Source organism: Croceibacterium aestuarii, from assembly GCF_030657335.1.
Lineage (GTDB): Bacteria > Pseudomonadota > Alphaproteobacteria > Sphingomonadales > Sphingomonadaceae > Croceibacterium_B > Croceibacterium_B aestuarii.
In genome coordinates this window covers 2556017-2573618 of the sequence record NZ_CP131039.1, presented here as the reverse complement: position 1 = coordinate 2573618, position 17602 = coordinate 2556017, and the positions used below count along the sequence as shown (strand labels likewise).

Genomic DNA, 17602 nt, shown 5'->3' with positions numbered 1-17602 from the left:
TGCGATGTTGCAATCGGTCGTTGTGTTAACATAACGAATCGATTACTTCGGCAAAGATGTCGAGGGTAATACATAACCGAATCGCGATGTTTCGGGCCGAGGCGGGGATGAGCCGGCGAGAGCTGGCCGACCGCGTCGAGGTCAATCCGCAGACGATCGGTTTCCTCGAACGCGGAGATTACAAGCCCAGCCTCGAGCTGGCGATGGGCATTGCCGAAGTGTTCGGCGTGCCCGTCGAAATGATGTTCTCGTTCGAACCATTCCCCTCGCTTTCGCAGACGTTGCAGACGGGAGGGGGATAGTACGATGTTTCGCAATGCCCATGGACGCAGCCGCCTGCTCGCACCGCGGCTCGTCATGCTTCTCTCGGGCGGACTGATGGCGGTGACAGTGATCGCTTTCGCGCTGCAGATCAGGAACGGCGGCGACGACGGCTCCGACCTTGCGGGCTTTGCTATGTTCATGGGCTTGATGCTCAGCCTGTTCAGCCCCCTGCGCAAGCCGGAGGGCGGCTGGGACGAACGCGAACAGGGGCTGCAGATCAAGGCTTTGAGCACGGGCGCACACCTGGTGCTACTGATCATCCTGTCCGCCGCGTTCTTCAACGAACTAGCGGCGCCCGAACATCGGACGTGGGTTCCTTCGTCGAAAGAAGATTGGCGGCTGCTCACCTCCGGAATCATCGCCGGGTGGATCGGCGTCTCGATCTTCACCGCCGCGTGGCTCACGCCGCCCTACGCGGCCGAACTGGAAGCCGAGGACGACTGACCCGGTTGCCCTTCGCCCTGCCGCTCGCCATATCGCGCGGCAGCAGGAGTAACCCATGGCCGACTACGACTACGACCTTTTCACAATCGGCGCCGGATCGGGCGGGGTGCGCGCGAGCCGCGTCGCCGCCAGCCACGGCGCGAAGGTCGCGGTGGCCGAGGAGTACCGTGTAGGCGGTACCTGCGTGATCCGCGGCTGCGTGCCCAAGAAGATGCTCGTCTACGGCTCGATGTTCGCCGAGGAACTCGAGCATGCCCACAACTTCGGCTGGACCATCGAGGGCAAGAGCTTCGACTGGCCAACTCTGCGCGATTTCGTCAACGCCGATGTCGATCGGCTCGAGGGACTTTATGGCAAGACGCTCGAAAACCACGAGGTCGAGGTGTTTCGCGAGCGGGCGACCATCACGGGCCCGCACAGCGTCAAGCTCGCCAGCGGCCGGGAGCTTACCGCCAAGGTCATCCTCGTCGCCACCGGAGCGCGTCCGGCGATGCCCGACTTTCCCGGCGTCGAGCATTGCATCACCTCGAACGAAATGTTCCTTCTGGGCGAGCAGCCCAAGCGCCTGATGGTCGTCGGCGGCGGGTACATCGCGCTCGAGTTCGCGGGCATCTTCCAGGCGCTCGGCAGCGAGGTGACGGTGGTCAACCGCACCGACCGCATCCTGCGCGGCTACGACGAACAGATCGTCGAACGCATGCTGCACATCGCCATGGGCCGCGGCATCGATTTCCGCATGCACTGCCTGCTCGACAAGGTCGAGAAGGCCGGCGACGGATGCTTGCGGGTCCATATCGGCGAGACCAATCCGGTCGAGGTCGACCAGGTGCTCATCGCCATCGGCCGAACGCCCAACACCGAAGGGCTCGGGCTGGAAAGCGCCGGGGTTGAACTGGGCAAGCACGGCGCCATCAAGGTGAACGAATACAGCCGCACCAACTGCGAGAGCATCTACGCCGTGGGCGACGTTACCGACCGCGTACAGCTCACCCCCGTGGCGATCCGCGAGGGGCACGCATTTGCCGACAGCGTGTTCGGCGGGAACCCGCGCACGGTGAACTACGACGCGATCCCCAGCGCGGTGTTCAGCCAGCCGCCGCTGGCCGGCGTCGGTCTTACCGAGAGCGAGGCGCGCAGAACCTATGGCCCGGTGAAGGTCTATTCGTCCGATTTCCGGCCGATGAAGAACATCTTCTCACCTCATCCGGAGCGCGGCCTCTACAAGATGATCTGCGACGATACCTCGGGCAAGATCCTGGGTATCCATATGGTCGGGCCCGAATCGGCCGAGATCCTTCAAGCCGCCGCGGTCGCGGTGAAGGCGGGCCTGACCAAGCAGGCCTTCGATGATACCGTGGCGATCCACCCGTCGATGGCGGAGGAACTGGTTCTCTTGAGGTAGGACCGCAAATAGCGCGGGGACGCAGAAGAGTCGCACATGCCAGGACGCGTGCTTGTAACCGGCGGTACGGGCTACATTGCCGGCGAACTGATCGACCAGCTTCTCGCCCAGGGCTACCGGGTCCACACCACCGTCCGTGACAAGGCGAAGCATGAGTTCCGACTGCGCGCGGGCTGGCCCGACGCCGGGCAGCGGTTGCAGGTGTTCGAAACCGATTTGCTCGGGGATGCCGGCTGGGCCGAGGCCAGTGCCGGGTGCGATGCGGTGGCGCACGTCGCCTCGCCGTTTCCGCTGGGCGTCCCTCGGGATAAGGACGAACTCATCGTCCCGGCGCGCGATGGAACGCTGCGCGTGCTGCACCACGCCAAACAGGCCGGAATCAAGCGCTTCATTCAAACCAGTTCGGCTGCGGCGATCGCCTATGGGCAGCCGGGCAGGCACCACTTCGACTATACCGACTGGACCAACCTTACCACCGGGGTGCCGCCTTATATCGAATCGAAGACCGTCGCCGAGCGCGCCGCGCGCGACTGGGTGGCGGTGCACGCGCACGACATGGTTTTCTGCTCGATCAACCCCGTTGCGGTGTTCGGCCCCGTGCACGACGACGACCTGTCGACTTCGGTGCAAGTGGTGAAGATGATGCTGGACGGGCGCTTCCCCGCGATCCCCGACATGGGCATGTCGGTGACCGACGTGCGCGACGTCGCCCGGGCGCATATCCTCGCGATCGAAGCGCCGGCGGAGAAGGTGCGGGGCGAACGCTTCCCGACCGCAACGCGCTTTCTTTGGCTGTCCGAATTCGCCGCGATTTTGTGCAGTCGGACGCCCGAGCTGGCGGCCAGAGTGCCGACGAGGCGCATGCCGGACTGGGTGGTCAAGACACTGGCGCTGGTCGTGCCGGCGATGAAGCAGGTGCGCGGCGAGCTGCGCAACGTGCGTGAGGTTTCGGGCCGGCATACCGAGGATGTCCTCGGCTTCACCTTCATCGATCCGGAACAGACGCTGGCAGATACCGCCCGCAGCCTCGCGGCGCACAATCTCCTGAAGCGCTAACCCGGCCGATCCCCCGGGTTGCATCGCGGGAGCAGGGGCCTAGAAGCGCGCCATGCCTTTCAAACGCTGGTTCTGCGCGGCCGGGCTGCTGGCCGCATCCGCCCCCGCCTTCGCGCACGGCGACGAAGTCCACGAAGGCCAGAGCGCCTGGAGCCTCTGGCAATTTTCGCCCGAGATCATCCTCGGCCTCGTGATAGCGGGCCTGATCTACTGGCGCGGCAGCCGTCACGGCCTCGTCGAAAGGCGCTGGCGCATCGCCGCCTTTTTCGGCGGATTGCTCGCGCTGTTCGTGGCGCTGATCTCGCCGGTCGAGGGGCTCGCCGATCATATCTTCGCGGTTCACCAGGTCGAGCACATGTTGCTGCGCACGGTCGCGCCGATGCTGCTGTTCCTGTCGGCCCCGCAGGCGGCGATGGTCCGCGGTAGCCCGCGCTGGCTGACCCGGTTCTTCGCCGGCAGCGGCTGGTTGCGCGGACTGGTCGGCGTGCTGCGCTGGCCGCCGCTGGCAACCGTGCTGTTCCTCGCCGCGAGCTACTTCTGGATGCTGCCGCGCTTCCACGACATGGCCATACTCGACGAACCGATCCACTATCTGTGGCACGTCTCGCTGCTGCTGACCGGCTTGGTGTTCTTCTCGGTCATCTTCGACCGCCGCGCGGCGCCGCAGGGACCGGCGCTGGGGACCCGGCTCGGGATGTTCCTCGCCGCAGCCCTCGGGAACATCGTGCTCGGCGCCTTTCTCACGCTCAAGGACGTGTCGCTCTATTCGGCCTACCTCGAACTCGGCCACATGTGGCACGTCTCCGAACTGACCGACGAACAGACCGGGGGGATCATCATGTGGATTCCCGGGACGATGATGTTCGCGCTCTCGGCGATCTGGGTGGTCTACAGCTGGAGCAGCGAGGAGACCCGCTTCACCGAGCGCCGCATGCGCAGCGGGCGCGAGCTCGCCGGGGCGCGGGCGAAGAGCAATTCCGCGCTGGCGCTCGGCCTTGCGGTGACGGCGCTGCTTATCCTGGTGCTGGCGGTCTCGGTCGTGAGCCTGATCGACCATCCGCCCGGCGGCGCGCGCGATTACGGCATCGCCGGCAAGATTCCCGGCTGAGCGCATGCGTGCGAGGCCTTGCTCCGGCTCCCGGGCAAGGTTACCGCTGCAACCAAACCGAGATATCAAGGGGATCGCCTTGTCCGCCAACATCGCAGAACTCGAACGTCGCCGCGCCGCCGCGCGGATAGGCGGGGGCGAAAAGCGCATCGCCGCGCAGCACGCCAAGGGCAAGCTGACCGCGCGCGAGCGGCTCGAGGTGCTGCTCGACGAAGGCAGCTTCGAGGAACTCGACATGTACGTCGAGCACAACGCCGTCGACTTCGGCATGGCCGAGCAGGTCATCCCGGGCGACGGCGTGGTCACCGGCAGCGGCACGATCAACGGCCGGCTGGTGTTCGTCTATTCGCAGGACTTCACCGTGTTCGGCGGCAGCCTCTCCGAACGCCACGCGCAGAAGATCTGCAAGATCATGGACATGGCGCTGAAGGTCGGCGCGCCGGTGATCGGTCTCAACGACAGCGGCGGTGCGCGCATCCAGGAAGGGGTCGCCAGCCTCGGCGGCTATGCCGAAGTGTTCCAGCGCAACGTCCTGGCCTCCGGCGTGGTGCCGCAGATCAGCCTGATCATGGGGCCGTGCGCAGGCGGGGCGGTCTATTCGCCGGCGATGACCGACTTCATCTTCATGGTGAAGGATTCGAGCTACATGTTCGTCACCGGGCCCGAGGTGGTGAAGACCGTCACCAACGAGGTGGTGACGCAGGAAGAGCTGGGCGGGGCGGTCACCCATTCGACCCGGACCGGCGTCGCCGACTGCGCGTTCGAGAACGACATCGAGGCGCTGCTCGCCGCGCGCGAGTTCTTCACCCTGCTGCCGAGCGACAACCGCTCGGGCGTGCCCGAGCTGCCGACCGAGGACCCGTGGGACCGCATAGAGAACAGTCTCGACACGCTGGTGCCGGCGAGCGCCAATCAGCCCTACGACATGCACGAACTGGTGCGGAAGACCGTGGACGAGGGCGCGTTCTTCGAGATCGCCCCGAACCACGCCGCCAACATCATCTGCGGCTTCGGCCGCGTCGAGGGGCGCACCGTCGGCGTGGTCGCCAATCAGCCGCTGGTCCTCGCCGGGTGCCTCGACATCAACGCCAGCAAGAAGGCCGCGCGTTTCGTGCGCTTTTGCGATGCGTTCTCCATTCCCATCGTGACCTTCGTCGACGTGCCCGGCTTCCTGCCAGGCACCGCGCAGGAGCTGGGCGGGATCATCAAGCACGGCGCGAAGCTGCTGTTCGCCTATGCCGAGGCGACCGTGCCCAAGATCACCGTGATCACCCGCAAGGCCTACGGCGGCGCCTACGACGTCATGGCCAGCAAGCACCTGCGCGGCGATCTCAACTACGCCTGGCCGACCGCCGAGATCGCGGTGATGGGCGCGAAGGGCGCGGTCGAGATCATCTTCCGCCAGGACCGCGACGATCCCGACAAGATCGCCGAGAAGACGAAGGAATACGAGGACCGCTTCGCCAACCCCTTCGTGGCGGCCTCAAAGGGCTTCATCGACGAGGTGATCTATCCGCACTCGACGCGGCGGAGGATTGCGCTGGGGCTAAGGAAGCTGCGCGGGAAGAGGTTGGAGAACCCGTGGAAGAAGCATGATAACTTGCCGTTATAAGGATAAGCATGGAATGGTTCTGGGCACTCTTCGCACTTCTTTGCTCGATAGGTGCGGGTGCCCTCGCTAAATGGGCATGGCTGGCGCCAGTTCGCTGGAAGGCTCAGGGCTACCTCGACAATGGATTGGGCACTCGAATCGACTTTTACGAGAGTTCCCGAACCTTCACGATGCTGAATGTGGGCATGCGCACTTTTGCGGTGTTAGGCACGGTCTTTGTGTTGTTAGGAGTTGCCGTGGCTCTTGGATGGATTTGGAAAGCAATATAGCTCGGGTCATCCCAATCTGCGCCGTCGCGATCCTCATCTCCTATCCGTCACCCTGAACTTGTTTCAGGGGGCCATTTCTCCACCTGCTCAGTTCGGTCGATGAGGCGAGATGGATGCTGAAACGAGTTCAGCATGACGGCGTTGGGGTAGGGTGAGCAAGCATACCATCCTCACCATCGGTTACGAAAAGGCCACGCAGCCCGCGCTCGTCGCAGCGCTGGTGGAGGCGGGGGTCGAGGTGTTGGCGGACGTGCGCTACCTGCCGCTGTCGCGGCGGCCGGGGTTTTCCAAGAACTCGCTCAAGGCCGCGGTCGAGGAGGCGGGGATCGCATATCGCCACTTCCGCGACGTCGGCACGCCGAAGGAAGGGCGCGAGGCGGCGCGCAAGGGCGACCGCGAGGGGCTGCGGCGCAGCTACATGGGGCAGCTCGAACTGCCGCAGGCGCTCGCGGCGATGGCCGAGCTGCGCGCGTTGGCCGAGGAGAAGCGCGTGTGCCTGCTGTGCTTCTGCCGCGACTACGACAAATGCCACCGCTCTTTGCTGTTCGACGAGCTGTTCGCCGACTTCGAGCGGGTCGACCTCGAGCCTGCCTTGCCCGGCGAGGCGAAACCTTAACGGCCTCCCAAGCGTAAGTCGGGCATGTGGTTCGATACCTGGTCCGACATCGTCCGAATTTTGCTCTCCGCAGCGAGCGCCTACGTCGCGGTCATCGTGCTGTTGCGGGTCGCGGGAAAGCGTTCGCTGTCCAAGCTCAACGCCTTCGATTTCGTGGTCACCGTCGCGCTCGGCTCGACTCTCGCCAGCATGATCCTGCTCAAGGACACCAGCCTGGCCGACGGCCTGGCGGCGCTCGCCGGTCTGCTGTTGCTCCAGGCGCTGGTCACCTGGCTCTCGCTGCGGCTCGGGTGGTTCAAGAGGCTGATCCGCTCCGAGGCGCGGATATTGCTGCGGGACGGGGCGTTTCTAGAGGATGCGATGCGGCATGAACGGGTGACGCATGCCGAAATCGAGGAAGCGATCCGCAAGCAGGGTCACGGCGACATCGAGGACATCGCCGCGGTCGTGCTCGAAACCGACGGCGGCTTCAGCGTCATCGCGGGCGTCCCGGCAAGCAAACATAGCGCGCTCGCGCCGCTGCTGCGCGAGAGCGACGCCCGAGGCTAGGCGGCAGCCGCGACCTTGTTGTGCTCGTTCCCTTCGAACAGGGTTCCGCCGAACAGCTTGAAGGCGGCGAAGAACACCAGCCCGGCCACGGCCGCCCCGACGTGGACCAGCCAGAACTGCGGGGTCGACATCGTCGAATACCAACCGCCGACCTCGCCGACGATCTTGTTGGCGAGGAAGAACGACAGGTAGTAGATGCCGACCGAGGTCGCGAGCATCCTGCGGGGCGAGACCTTGGAGACCAGCGCCAGGCTGACCGGCAGCACGTGGCCGAAGCCGATGTCGTTGAGCAGGTGGAACATGGCCGGCCAAATCAGGCCGATCTTGCCGTCGCCCTGGGTCAGCGCGGCGAAGTAGAGGCATAGCGCCCCGGCGATGTTGAACACCGCGCCGATGATGAGCTTGCCGAGTTCGTCCGGCTCCCACTTGCCGCGATCCGCGCGCCACTTCCAGAACCAGGTGATGCCGACCAGCGTGCCGAAGCTGACGATCGAATCGTAGGAGATCAGCCAGGTCGTCGGCATGCGGAAGCCGGCAAAGGTGAGATCGAAGTGCTGGTCGGCCCAGATCATGTAGGCGTTGCCCATTTCCTGGTTGGGCAGCAGCGTCACGGCGAGCGCGGGGACCAGCAGGATCAGCGCGAATATGCGCATGCCGTCGCCCTTTTCGAAGCTCTTGACCTTCTCGGCGGTCTTTGGCCGGTCGCGCTGGTCTTCGGGCAGGTAGGGCCGGGCGCGCAGGTAGACGAGAAGGCCGATGACCATGACCACGCCGGCGCAGCCGAAGCCGTAGTGCCAGCCGAGCTTCTCACCCGCCGTGCCGGAAATGAGCGGGGCGGCGATGACCGAGAGCTGGATGGCGATGTAGAAGATCTGGAAGGCCATCGCCCGGCGCTTGTCGTTCGGCCCGTAAAGCTCGCCGACCTGGCTGGCGATGTTGCCCTTGAACAGCCCGACGCCGACGATCAGGCACAGCAGGGCGAAGAGGAAGGCCGGCTGGATGGCCATCAGGAAGTGTCCGAGCGACATGATCAAGCCGCCCGCGACCAGCGCGCCCCGGCGGCCGAGCCATTTATCGGCGACGATGCCGCCGAGGATCGGGGTGAGGTAGACGAGCGCGGTGTAGTCGCCGAAGATCGCCGAGGCGAGGACCTGGCCTTGCTTGCCGTCGTACCAGTTGTTCTGGAGCCAGCCGAGACCCGCCACGGTGCCGAATTGCTCGGGCGTGAGCAGGTAATTGACCATGTAGAGCGCCAGCAGCGTCTGCATCGAATAGTAGCTGAAGCGCTCGCAGCCTTCGACCAGGGCCAGGAAGCCGAGCCCCTTGGGCTGGCCGAGAAAGGCGCGGTCGTGGGGGTCGGTAACCACGTCGAGGTTCTCGGGTTCGGCTTCGGCAACGGACATTCAGGCAATCCTCAATGGTTTCGTTTGCGACCGCTTATCGTGCAGACGGCGTCATGTCTCGCGCAAATCTCGCCGCTCGAGCCGCCGGCGGGCCGCTGCGGCAGGGTTACTAAAGCGACAGGAGTAACCCTGGCGAGAGTCTGAAAAACTGGTGTGTTTCCAGAGTCTTGATCTCGAAATCGTCACAGCCTTCTCGGGTTACAGCCACAGGGTTCGGGAAAAGATTTCCGTGAATGGCGCAGGCCTGGCCCCGAGACGGATCGTGGGCGTGCAGGGAGGCGAGGCGGCGCATGGCAGCAAACTAGGCAGGTCGGCGCCGTGTAGGAAAGCGTTTTCGCGCCGTGCCCCCACCTGGCCAGCGGCGGCAAGCAGCGAGCCGGCGCGAGACCGCCCAACGTCGATCCGCCGCGGCGCTCAGTGCGCCTGCAGTTCCTCGTCGAGGAACGCGGCGACGTCGCCGAGCGAGACCTCCTTGTCGAGGAACGCCTCGCCGATGCCGCGCAGGAGAATGAAGGGCAGGGTGCCTGCGTCCATTTTCTTGTCGTGCAGCATGTGCGCGGCGAGCGCGCGCCCGTCGGCGGCCAGGCCCAGAGCCGCGATCTCGCTCGGCAGTCCGGCGGCATCGATCGCCGCGGTGATGCGGGCCGCGTCATCGACGCCGATATACCCACGGCGGGCCGAGTAGCGCGCGGCGAGCACCATCCCGAGCGCGACGCCTTCGCCGTGGAGCAGCTTGTCGGAAAAGCCGGTCTCGGCCTCGAGCGCATGGCCGAAGGTGTGGCCGAGGTTGAGCAGGGCGCGCTTGCCCGTGGTCTCGCGCTCGTCTTCGGCGACGATCCGCGCCTTGGCCTCGACGCTCTTGGTCACGGCATATTGCTGCGCCGTGCGGTCGCCGCCGACGACCTTGGCACCTTCCGCCTCGCACCAGTCGAAGAAGGTTCTATCGCCGAGAATCCCGTACTTGATGACCTCGGCATAGCCGCAGCGCAGTTCGCGCGCCGGCAGGGTGGCGAGCGTGTCGAGGTCGGCGAGCACGAGCGCAGGCTGGTGGAACGCGCCGACGAGGTTCTTGCCCGCCGCGGCATTGATCGCGGTCTTGCCGCCGACCGAGCTGTCGACCTGCGCCAGCAGGCTGGTCGGCAACTGGATGAAGCCGCAGCCGCGCTTGAGGATTGCGGCGGCAAACCCGGTCAGATCGCCGATCACCCCGCCGCCCAGCGCGAGGATGTGGTCGCCGCGCTCGACTTCCTGGCCAAGCAGCCAGTCAAGAGTGCGCTCGAGACCACTCCAGGACTTCGCACCCTCGCCCGGCGCGTGGACCAGCCATTGGGGTTCGAAGCCGGCGGATTCGAGGCTTTGCTGCACGACGCCGCGCCAGCTTTCGGCAACGTTTTCGTCGGTGATTATGGGCACCCGGCGCTTGCGCAGCAGCTTGCCGCACTGCGCCGGCAGATCGGCGAGCAGGCCGCCGCCCACGCGCACTTCGTACGCGCGCCCCGCGAGCGCAACGCCGATCACAGGCATGCGGCCAAGGCCCCCAGAATACGGGTAACGGTGTCGCCATGCGGTCCCTTGCCGCTGATCACGTGGACGGGCGCCTGGGCGTAGTGCGGATCGCGCTTTTCCTTCAGCTCGGCCAGTATCTTGGCCGGGTCGCCGCCCTTGAGCAACGGGCGATTGTCCTTGCGGCTGGTCCGGTCGACCAGCGTGGACAGGTCGCTGTCGAGCCAGACGGCGAGACCGCGCTCGAGGATCATGGCCCGGGTTTCGTCCTGGGCGAAAGCGCCGCCCCCGGTGGCGATGACCGAAGGGCCGCCTTCGAGCAGCCGGGCGATGACGCGCCGTTCGCCGTCGCGGAAATAGGCTTCGCCAAAGCGCTCGAAGATTTCCTCGATCGACAACTGCGCCGCATCGGAAATCTCGTCGTCGGCATCGACGAACGGGAGGTCGAGCAGTGCGGCGAGCTTGCGTCCGACGGTCGACTTGCCCACGCCCATCATGCCCACCAGCACGACCGGCCGGTCGAGCCGGATGGCGAGCTGGCGGATTTCCGCATCGTTGAGGGTGGGGGTGTCCAAGGTCATTGCCGCACGCGCTAACTGTCTCTAGACGCCTGCGCAAGGATTGCCGAATGGGACGCAAAAGGATCGTGATCGCCCTCGTGGTGCTGGTGCTGGCCGTGATAGCTTTTGCCTGGATCGACGGTGGACGCGAGGAGCCGCACATGATCGAGCAGACCGTCGAACTGCCGGGGGCGGGGCAGTGAAGCGCACGACCTGGCTTGCCGGCGCCGCGCTTGCCCTGACGCCGGCTCTGGCGCTTGCCGGAAGCCCCGAATCGCTGCTCCCCCCGATCTTCCAGAATCCCGCGCCCACGCCGGCCCCGGCCCCGCGCCCCAGCGCGGCGCCGCGCCCCGAGGCTCCCGCCGGGGCGGCACCGACCCCGGCGCCCGGCGCCGGTCCGGTGGTTCAGCCGCTTCCCGGTGCGCCGAACGACCCCAATCTCATGCCGACGACGGTTCCCAAGAACTTGCCGAGCATCGCCGAGCTCGAGAAGATGGACAGCGGCGAGCTCGACGAACTGTTCGGCCTCAAGCCCAAGTACGACATCCCCCCGGGGGCTCGCCGCGCGCTCGAGCAAGTGGGCATTCTCGGCGCCGGGGAGGGCGGCTTCGCTCCTGGTTCGCTCGAGGCGCAGCCGGCCTCGCTGGTGCGCGCGGCGATCGCGGGCACCAAGGGCCCGCTGGTCTCGCGTTGGGGCCACATCCTGCTGCGCCGCGCGCTCGCCAGCCGACTCAATGCCCCGGCCGACATGGACCCGGTCGAATTTGCCGCGCTGCGCGCCGCGCTGCTCAATCGCATGGGCGAGGGCGCGGTTGCGCGGCGTCTGGTGCAGGACGTCGATTCGGCCAACTACGATGCCGCGCTCGCCGGCGCCGCGCTCGACGCCTACCTCGAAACCGGCGATCTCGTCGGGATGTGCCCGGTGGCCGAACTCAGGGGCGATCTGCGCGAGGATGCCGAATGGCAGATGGTTCGCGCGATCTGCGATGCCTTCGGCGGCGAATCGCGCACCGCAGAGCGCAATCTCGATCGGATGCTGTCGCGGGGCACCGCGCCGCGCATCGACGTGCTGCTGGCCCAGCGATTTGCCGGGGCCGCTGGCGAAGGGCGCCGCGCGGTCAATATCGAATGGGACGGGGTCGACGAACTGACGCCGTGGCGGATGTCGCTGTCGCGGGCGCTCGGCATCGAGATTCCCGAAGCGCTGCGCAGCAAGGCGAGCGGCCGCCTGATGCGCGCCAACGTCCTGATCCCCGCCGTTCCGCTCGATCAGCGCGCCGCTGCGGCCGACCGCGCCGGCAGCGACGGCATCCTGTCCTCCCGGGCCATGGTCGACCTCTACGGCCAGATCTGGGCCGACGACGACGTCGCCGGCGATGCGAAGGATCGCTCGGCCACGCTGCGCTCGGCCTATGTCGCGGCCGACCCGGCCGACCGGGCTGCGGCGATAGAAGCCATCTGGGGCGGCGGCGAAGGGCAGTACGGACGCCAGGTCCTGACCGCTTATGCCGCGGCGCGCCTGCCGGTCGACACGGCGCTGCTGTCCGATCCCGCACCGTTCATCGCCTCGATGCTCACGGCGGGGCTCGACCGCAACGCGATGCGCTGGGGCAGCCAGGTCAAGGAGGGCAGCCAGGCCTGGGCCTTGCTCGCGCTCGCCCAGCCGAACCGCGAGGGCAACGTGAGTTCGGGCGCGCTCGACGAATTCATCGACAACGACCAGAGCGTCGATCAGCGCAAGTCGCGCTTCCTCGTCGCCGGGCTCGCCGGACTCGGGCGTCTTGCCGAGGGCGACGTCCGCTCCGAAGCCGGCCGCCTCGGCGTATCGCTCGACCGCGAGACGAAATGGAGCAACGCGATCGACAAGGCCGGCGAATACGGAAATTCCGCGCTTGTCGCGCTGCTCGCCGGGCTCGGCATGCAGGGCAACGGCTGGGACAAGATGACTGCCCGGCACCTGTTTCACATCGTGCGTGCGCTCGACCGCGTCGGGCTGAATGCCGAAGCCCGCATGATTGCCGCCGAAGCGGTGGCGCGAGGCTAGCCATCAGCGAGGCGATCGACGCCTTCCTCGCCATGCTCGCCGCCGAGCGGGGGGCAGCGGCCAACACCATGGCGGCCTACCGCCGCGACCTCGAAGCGGCCGACGAGCTGCTCGGCGACCTCGCCGGGGCGGATCGCGCTGCCCTGGCCGGCCTCGGCAATGCCTGGAGCACGCTGGCCCCGGCAAGCGTCGCGCGCAAAGCCTCGGCGCTGCGCCAGTTTTACGGATTCCTCGTCGACGAAGGACTGCGCAAGGACGACCCCTCGCCGGCGCTGCCGCGCCCCGCGACGCGCCGGCCGCTGCCCAAGATCCTCAGCCACGCCGAGATCGAGGCGTTGTTCTCCCGCGCGGAGCGCGAGGCCGAAGGCGAAAATCCGCCCGCGGTGCGGCTGCTGACGCTGCTCGAATTGCTCTACGGCTCCGGCCTGCGCGCGACCGAGCTGGTTTCGCTGCCGCTTGCCGCAGTGCCGCGCGATGCGCCGTTCCTGACCGTGGTCGGCAAGGGGGGGCAGCAGCGCATGGTGCCGGTTTCGGGCCGCGCGAAGCAGGCGCTCGGACGCTGGCTGGCGGTGCGCGAGGCGAACACGAAGTTTCTCTTCCCTTCGCGCGGCAACCACTTGTCCCGAATCCGCCTGTACCAATTGCTCAAGGGGCTGGCGGGGCGCGCCGGGATCGATCCGGCCAAGGTCAGCCCGCATGTCCTGCGGCACGCTTTCGCCACCCATCTCCTCGAGGGCGGGGCCGACTTGAGAGTGCTCCAAACGCTGCTCGGCCACGCCGATATCGCCACCACGCAGATCTACACCCACGTCGATGCGGCGCGGCTCGTCGCGCTGGTCAACGAGCGCCATCCCCTTGCCGAACGCCGCCGGGGCGGTTAGCGCCGCGACGATGATTTCCTATCTCGAATTCGAGAAGCCCGTGGCGGCCCTCGAGGCGCGTATCGCCGAACTGCGCGCCGCGTCCGCAGGTGACGACGTCGACATTTCCGCGGAGATCGGGCGGCTCGAGAAGAAGAGCGCCGAGCTGCTGGAAAGCACCTACAAGGCGTTGACGCCGTGGCAGAAGACGCAGGTCGCGCGCCATCCCGCGCGCCCGCACTTCAAGGACTGGCTCGACCTCATGTTCGAGGATTTCATGCCGCTCGGCGGCGATCGCCATTTCGGCGAGGACAGCGCGATCATCGGCGGGCTCGCCACGCTCAAGGGCGGGCGCAAGGTCGTGCTGATCGGGCACGAAAAGGGCCACGACACCGAAAGCCGCATTCGCCACAACTTCGGCATGGGCAAGCCCGAGGGCTATCGCAAGGCGATCCGCCTGATGGAGCTGGCCGGTCGCTTCGGCTTGCCGGTGGTGACGCTGGTCGACACTTCGGGGGCCTTTCCGGGCATCGAGGCCGAAGAGCGCGGCCAGGCCGAGGCGATCGCCCGCTCGACGGAGGCGTGCCTGGCGCTGCCTGTGCCGATGGTCGCGACGATCGTCGGCGAGGGCGGCTCGGGCGGAGCGGTGGCGCTGGCCAGCGCCGAACGCGTGCTGATGCTCGAGCACGCGGTGTACTCGGTGATCTCGCCCGAAGGCTGCGCATCGATCCTGTGGCGCACTGCCGAAAAGGCCCCGCAGGCGGCCGAGGCGATGAAGATTACCGCGCAGGACCTCGTCGAGCTCGGCGTGGTCGATCGCATCGTCCCCGAACCGATCGGCGGGGCGCACCGCAATCCCGCAGTCGTCGCCGCAGCGCTGGCCGAGGCCATCGAAAGCGAATTGGCGAAACTCTCGGGCAAGAGCGCCAAGGCGCTGCGCAAGATGCGTGAGGACCGCTTCCTGTCGATCGGCGACAAGCGCTCGCGGCGCGACCGCCGGCAGGGCGGCTGACGGGAACATCGCCAAATCCCGACGGTTCACTGAGCAACGATTCGCTGCGGCTCGCCACCGAGGCCGCGCGCTCGCAAAGTGAGGAGCCGTTCATGTCCAAAGAAATTCGCCGCCCGGTTCGGGCGATAGCCCTTTCGGGAGCCGCCTCGCTGGCACTGGCGGCGTGCGCCACGGTGCCCGGCAGCAGCGTTCCCGCCGGTTCGCCGATCACCCAGCAGGAGGCGTCGCAAGGGGCCGAATACCACCCCCAGTTTCTCTCCCAATACGGCGGTGCCGAAACCGGCCCTCAGGCGCAATACGTCGAGCAGGTCGGCAAGAACATTGCGGTCCAGTCGGGCCTGGCAAACGCCCAGTCGGCGTTTACCGTCACGCTGCTCAACAGCTCGGTCGACAATGCCTTCGCCATCCCCGGCGGCTATGTCTACATCACCCGCCAGCTTGTCGACCTGATGAACAACGAAGCCGAGCTTGCCGCGGTCATGGGGCATGAGGTCGGCCACGTTGCGGCGCGGCATTCGGCCAAGCGCCAGGCGAAATCGCAGCAAAACGCGCTGCTTGGCGTGCTCGGGCAAGTGCTCGCCGGCGCGGTGCTCGGCAACAGCGCTCTCGGCCAGCTCGGCCAGCAAATCGCCGGCACCGCACCTCAGCTGGCCACCCTGAGCTATTCGCGCAACCAGGAACTGCAGGCCGACCAGCTCGGCGTGACCTACCTCAAGCGGGCCGGATACGATCCGCGAGCCATGGCCAGCGTCCTGCAGAGCCTGGCGGCGCAAAACTCGCTCGAGGCCCAGCTGCAGGGCCGCGATGCGACGATCCCGGAGTGGGCCTCGACCCACCCCGACCCCGCGGGCCGGGTACAGAACGCGCTGCAGTTGGCGCAGGCCGCCGGAGTCGGCGGAGTGACGAACCGCGACACCTTCCTGGCCCGGATCGACGGTCTGACCTACGGCGACGATCCCAAGCAGGGAGTCATCGAGGGCAACACCTTCATCCATCCCGAATACCGGCTCACGTTCTCCGTGCCACAGGGATATTACATGATGAACGGGACCAGCGCGGTGACGATCGGCGGCGGCACCGGACAGGCGCAATTCTCCTCCGCGCCCTTCAACGGGAATCTGCAGTCCTACGTCGCCAACGTCTTCCAGGCTCTCGGCGGTGACCAGCAGACGCTGGTGCCCCAGTCGATCCAGAACACGACCGTCAACGGGATCCCCGCGGCCGTGGGCCAGGCTCGGGTCAACAACGGCTCGCAGAACGTCGACGTGGTCGTCTATGCCTACGAGTTCGGAAACAATCAGGCGTTTCACTTCGCCGCCATCGCCCCCGCGGGCCAGGCCGGGGTGTTCAACCCCATGTTCCAGTCGATGCGGCGAATCAGTTCCGCCGAGGCGAGCGCAGTGGTGCCGCGCAGGATCGATGTGATTACCGCAGGCAGCGGCGACACCGTCGCGACGCTTTCGCGAAGAATGGCCTTCGCCAACGCCCAGGAGCAGCGCTTTCGCGTTCTCAACGGGTTGTTCGGAAATGCTCAGGTTGTGCCTGGGCAGAAATACAAAATCGTCGTGCGCGGGCAGTAGCCCGTGCGTCGCAGACGCGAAAAGGGCGGCTGGTTTCCCAGCCGCCCCTTCCTTTAGCCGATTGGCTGCGCGTTTCTTAGACGGCGCCGCTCATCGTGGTCGTGACCTGGGTGAAGGTCGACGACAGCTGCTTGCCAAGGCCGTTCATCGCGGTGATCGCGGCAACGGCGATGAGGGCGGCAATCAGGCCGTATTCGATGGCGGTGGCGCCAGCTTCATCACGAAGCAGGTTCTTGAAAAACTTCATGGTCAGTCTCCTGGTCTAGTCTTCGATACCCGGCTCAACCCCCTGTCAACGGATCAAGCAACTTGAGAATTACCGGGCAGAAGTTGAGAAAATCCTAATGCACCGATTTACCCGATCGTTACCCTGTCGGGCGGCTCAGACACTGCCCGCCATGGCGCTGGATGCGGCACTTGCCATGGAATTGAATGTTCCCTTCTGCTGGTCGCCCATCGCGCTGAGCGCACCGACCATGACAAGGAAGACCCCCGCCAGGATCATGCCGTATTCGACTGCCGTGGCGCCGCGTTCGTCGCGGGCAAGCCGGCAAAGGATGTGTACGTACTTCATGGCTTCGATCCCCCGATCTGAGTGCCAACCGAGGGAACTCGCATAACGTCATTAACAATTCGTTCGCCCGAAAGGTTTACGTGGAAAGAAACCCGACATTGCTGACCGTCGTGGCCGCAGCGATTTGCGATCGGCCGGGCCGCCTGCTGCTGCAGCAACGCCGCGCGGGCAAGCGCCACGCGGGCCTCTGGGAATTCCCCGGGGGCAAGGTGGAGCCGGGTGAAGATCCCCCGCTCGCGCTGGTCCGCGAGATTGCCGAGGAATTGGCGCTCACGCTCGATCCCGCAGGCATGAGACTGGTCGGCAGTGCCGAGGAAGCGGCGCGCGCGGGGCACCCCGGGGTCGCACTGCAACTCTACGCCTGTTCGCTCTGGCGCGGAGTTCCAGCAGGTCTGGAGGGACAGCTATTCGGTTGGTACGCCCCGGGCGAGGCGAAGCTCCTCCCGCTCGCGCCGATGGATCGCCATCTGCTGGAAGCATATGCCGGTTAGGGGATTGCCATTCGCAGGAGGCCCCCCTATGTGGCGCCCCTCAAGCGCGCCCGTAGCTCAGCTGGATAGAGTTCCTGACTACGAATCAGGCGGTCGGAGGTTCGAATCCTTCCGGGCGCGCCAATTTCCCCAGTTCACTTCCTGTCCTGTCCTGCGCCCGGGCGACCTTTTCGCTGCGCGTAAGGCGCCGTGGAA

Annotated in this window: 20 protein-coding genes and 1 tRNA gene; 16 read left to right on the top strand and 5 right to left on the bottom strand. The window is 66.4% G+C overall.

The annotated features are described in order from the left end of the window. Positions 1 to 86 precede the first annotated feature (86 nt). From Q7I88_RS12690 to Q7I88_RS12650, 9 genes are all read left to right on the top strand, one after another. Positions 87 to 302 carry a helix-turn-helix transcriptional regulator gene (locus Q7I88_RS12690; protein ID WP_305096283.1) on the top strand — a complete coding sequence of 72 codons (216 nt, stop codon included), beginning with the start codon at positions 87 to 89 and terminating at the stop codon, positions 300 to 302. A 4-nt stretch (positions 303 to 306) separates the two neighbouring features. Then, positions 307 to 768 (top strand): hypothetical protein, encoded by a 462-nt coding sequence (locus Q7I88_RS12685; protein ID WP_305096282.1) that lies wholly within the window; start codon positions 307 to 309, stop codon positions 766 to 768. A 55-nt stretch (positions 769 to 823) separates the two neighbouring features. Beyond that, a complete protein-coding gene (gene gorA / locus Q7I88_RS12680; protein WP_305096281.1) occupies positions 824 to 2170 on the top strand; it encodes a glutathione-disulfide reductase in 1347 nt (448 codons plus the stop codon). 36 nt (positions 2171 to 2206) lie between these two features. Continuing rightward, the gene (locus Q7I88_RS12675) at positions 2207 to 3226 is read left to right on the top strand and encodes an NAD-dependent epimerase/dehydratase family protein (RefSeq protein WP_305096280.1); all 1020 of its coding nucleotides are present in this window, start codon (positions 2207 to 2209) and stop codon (positions 3224 to 3226) included. 52 nt (positions 3227 to 3278) lie between these two features. Beyond that, positions 3279 to 4334, top strand: a complete 1056-nt coding sequence (locus Q7I88_RS12670; protein ID WP_305096279.1) for a cytochrome c oxidase assembly protein — start codon at positions 3279 to 3281, stop codon at positions 4332 to 4334. A gap of 79 nt (positions 4335 to 4413) precedes the next feature. Further along, positions 4414 to 5946, top strand: coding sequence for an acyl-CoA carboxylase subunit beta (locus tag Q7I88_RS12665; protein WP_305096278.1), 1533 nt, complete (start codon positions 4414 to 4416; stop codon positions 5944 to 5946). Between the two features lie 8 nt (positions 5947 to 5954). Continuing rightward, positions 5955 to 6215, top strand: coding sequence for a hypothetical protein (locus Q7I88_RS12660; protein ID WP_305096277.1), 261 nt, complete (start codon positions 5955 to 5957; stop codon positions 6213 to 6215). A 151-nt stretch (positions 6216 to 6366) separates the two neighbouring features. Then, positions 6367 to 6831 carry a DUF488 domain-containing protein gene (locus Q7I88_RS12655; RefSeq protein ID WP_305096276.1) on the top strand — a complete coding sequence of 155 codons (465 nt, stop codon included), beginning with the start codon at positions 6367 to 6369 and terminating at the stop codon, positions 6829 to 6831. A 24-nt stretch (positions 6832 to 6855) separates the two neighbouring features. Beyond that, on the top strand, positions 6856 to 7380 hold the full coding sequence (locus Q7I88_RS12650; protein WP_305096275.1) for a DUF421 domain-containing protein: 525 nt from the start codon (positions 6856 to 6858) through the stop codon (positions 7378 to 7380). Here the strand turns inward: Q7I88_RS12650 and Q7I88_RS12645 are convergent. The 3 genes from Q7I88_RS12645 to Q7I88_RS12635 all read right to left on the bottom strand — a co-directional run bounded on the left by Q7I88_RS12645 (position 7377) and on the right by Q7I88_RS12635 (position 10867). Beyond that, the gene (locus Q7I88_RS12645; RefSeq protein ID WP_305096274.1) at positions 7377 to 8783 is read right to left on the bottom strand and encodes a peptide MFS transporter; all 1407 of its coding nucleotides are present in this window, start codon (positions 8781 to 8783) and stop codon (positions 7377 to 7379) included. The two genes, Q7I88_RS12650 and Q7I88_RS12645, sit on opposite strands and share 4 nt — an antisense overlap. A 414-nt stretch (positions 8784 to 9197) precedes the next feature. Beyond that, positions 9198 to 10307, bottom strand: a complete 1110-nt coding sequence (gene aroB / locus Q7I88_RS12640) for a 3-dehydroquinate synthase (RefSeq protein ID WP_305096273.1) — start codon at positions 10305 to 10307, stop codon at positions 9198 to 9200. Continuing rightward, complete coding sequence (locus Q7I88_RS12635) at positions 10298 to 10867, bottom strand: shikimate kinase (protein WP_305096272.1); 570 nt, start codon at positions 10865 to 10867, stop codon at positions 10298 to 10300. The genes aroB and Q7I88_RS12635 overlap by 10 nt, the downstream gene beginning before the upstream one ends. A 47-nt stretch (positions 10868 to 10914) precedes the next feature. Here Q7I88_RS12635 and Q7I88_RS12630 point away from each other — a divergent pair, with 47 nt between their 5' ends. From Q7I88_RS12630 to Q7I88_RS12610, 5 genes are all read left to right on the top strand, one after another. Next, complete coding sequence (locus Q7I88_RS12630; RefSeq protein ID WP_305096271.1) at positions 10915 to 11049, top strand: hypothetical protein; 135 nt, start codon at positions 10915 to 10917, stop codon at positions 11047 to 11049. Continuing rightward, positions 11046 to 12890, top strand: a complete 1845-nt coding sequence (locus Q7I88_RS12625) for a hypothetical protein (protein ID WP_305096270.1) — start codon at positions 11046 to 11048, stop codon at positions 12888 to 12890. The genes Q7I88_RS12630 and Q7I88_RS12625 overlap by 4 nt, the downstream gene beginning before the upstream one ends. A gap of 2 nt (positions 12891 to 12892) precedes the next feature. Further along, on the top strand, positions 12893 to 13771 hold the full coding sequence (locus Q7I88_RS12620; protein WP_439648391.1) for a tyrosine recombinase: 879 nt from the start codon (positions 12893 to 12895) through the stop codon (positions 13769 to 13771). Positions 13772 to 13781: 10 nt separating this feature from the next. After that, positions 13782 to 14762, top strand: a complete 981-nt coding sequence (locus tag Q7I88_RS12615) for an acetyl-CoA carboxylase carboxyltransferase subunit alpha (RefSeq protein WP_305098608.1) — start codon at positions 13782 to 13784, stop codon at positions 14760 to 14762. A 92-nt stretch (positions 14763 to 14854) separates the two neighbouring features. Continuing rightward, positions 14855 to 16342 (top strand): M48 family metalloprotease, encoded by a 1488-nt coding sequence (locus Q7I88_RS12610; RefSeq protein ID WP_305096268.1) that lies wholly within the window; start codon positions 14855 to 14857, stop codon positions 16340 to 16342. A gap of 76 nt (positions 16343 to 16418) precedes the next feature. Here Q7I88_RS12610 and Q7I88_RS12605 read toward each other — a convergent pair whose 3' ends face one another. Together Q7I88_RS12605 and Q7I88_RS12600 are read right to left on the bottom strand one after the other, a co-directional pair. Continuing rightward, positions 16419 to 16589, bottom strand: coding sequence for a Flp family type IVb pilin (locus tag Q7I88_RS12605; protein WP_305096267.1), 171 nt, complete (start codon positions 16587 to 16589; stop codon positions 16419 to 16421). A 135-nt stretch (positions 16590 to 16724) separates the two neighbouring features. Further along, positions 16725 to 16916, bottom strand: a complete 192-nt coding sequence (locus Q7I88_RS12600; protein ID WP_305096266.1) for a Flp family type IVb pilin — start codon at positions 16914 to 16916, stop codon at positions 16725 to 16727. Positions 16917 to 17014: 98 nt separating this feature from the next. Here Q7I88_RS12600 and Q7I88_RS12595 point away from each other — a divergent pair, with 98 nt between their 5' ends. Then, on the top strand, positions 17015 to 17407 hold the full coding sequence (locus tag Q7I88_RS12595; protein WP_305096265.1) for a (deoxy)nucleoside triphosphate pyrophosphohydrolase: 393 nt from the start codon (positions 17015 to 17017) through the stop codon (positions 17405 to 17407). A gap of 46 nt (positions 17408 to 17453) precedes the next feature. Beyond that, positions 17454 to 17530, top strand: a tRNA-Arg gene (locus tag Q7I88_RS12590). The last annotated feature ends 72 nt before the right edge of the window (positions 17531 to 17602 follow it).

Bases quoted from the DNA above. Each gene is read 5' to 3' on its own strand.
- Q7I88_RS12690 (WP_305096283.1), top strand. From the start codon at position 87: ATGTTTCGGGCCGAGGCGGGGATGAGCCGGCGAGAGCTGGCCGACCGC.
- Q7I88_RS12685 (WP_305096282.1), top strand. From the start codon at position 307: ATGTTTCGCAATGCCCATGGACGCAGCCGCCTGCTCGCACCGCGGCTC.
- gorA (WP_305096281.1), top strand. From the start codon at position 824: ATGGCCGACTACGACTACGACCTTTTCACAATCGGCGCCGGATCGGGC.
- Q7I88_RS12675 (WP_305096280.1), top strand. From the start codon at position 2,207: ATGCCAGGACGCGTGCTTGTAACCGGCGGTACGGGCTACATTGCCGGC.
- Q7I88_RS12670 (WP_305096279.1), top strand. From the start codon at position 3,279: ATGCCTTTCAAACGCTGGTTCTGCGCGGCCGGGCTGCTGGCCGCATCC.
- Q7I88_RS12660 (WP_305096277.1), top strand. From the start codon at position 5,955: ATGGAATGGTTCTGGGCACTCTTCGCACTTCTTTGCTCGATAGGTGCG.
- Q7I88_RS12650 (WP_305096275.1), top strand. From the start codon at position 6,856: ATGTGGTTCGATACCTGGTCCGACATCGTCCGAATTTTGCTCTCCGCA.
- Q7I88_RS12645 (WP_305096274.1), bottom strand. From the start codon at position 8,783: ATGTCCGTTGCCGAAGCCGAACCCGAGAACCTCGACGTGGTTACCGAC.
- aroB (WP_305096273.1), bottom strand. From the start codon at position 10,307: ATGCCTGTGATCGGCGTTGCGCTCGCGGGGCGCGCGTACGAAGTGCGC.
- Q7I88_RS12635 (WP_305096272.1), bottom strand. From the start codon at position 10,867: ATGACCTTGGACACCCCCACCCTCAACGATGCGGAAATCCGCCAGCTC.
- Q7I88_RS12630 (WP_305096271.1), top strand. From the start codon at position 10,915: ATGGGACGCAAAAGGATCGTGATCGCCCTCGTGGTGCTGGTGCTGGCC.
- Q7I88_RS12615 (WP_305098608.1), top strand. From the start codon at position 13,782: ATGATTTCCTATCTCGAATTCGAGAAGCCCGTGGCGGCCCTCGAGGCG.
- Q7I88_RS12610 (WP_305096268.1), top strand. From the start codon at position 14,855: ATGTCCAAAGAAATTCGCCGCCCGGTTCGGGCGATAGCCCTTTCGGGA.
- Q7I88_RS12605 (WP_305096267.1), bottom strand. From the start codon at position 16,589: ATGAAGTTTTTCAAGAACCTGCTTCGTGATGAAGCTGGCGCCACCGCC.
- Q7I88_RS12600 (WP_305096266.1), bottom strand. From the start codon at position 16,916: ATGAAGTACGTACACATCCTTTGCCGGCTTGCCCGCGACGAACGCGGC.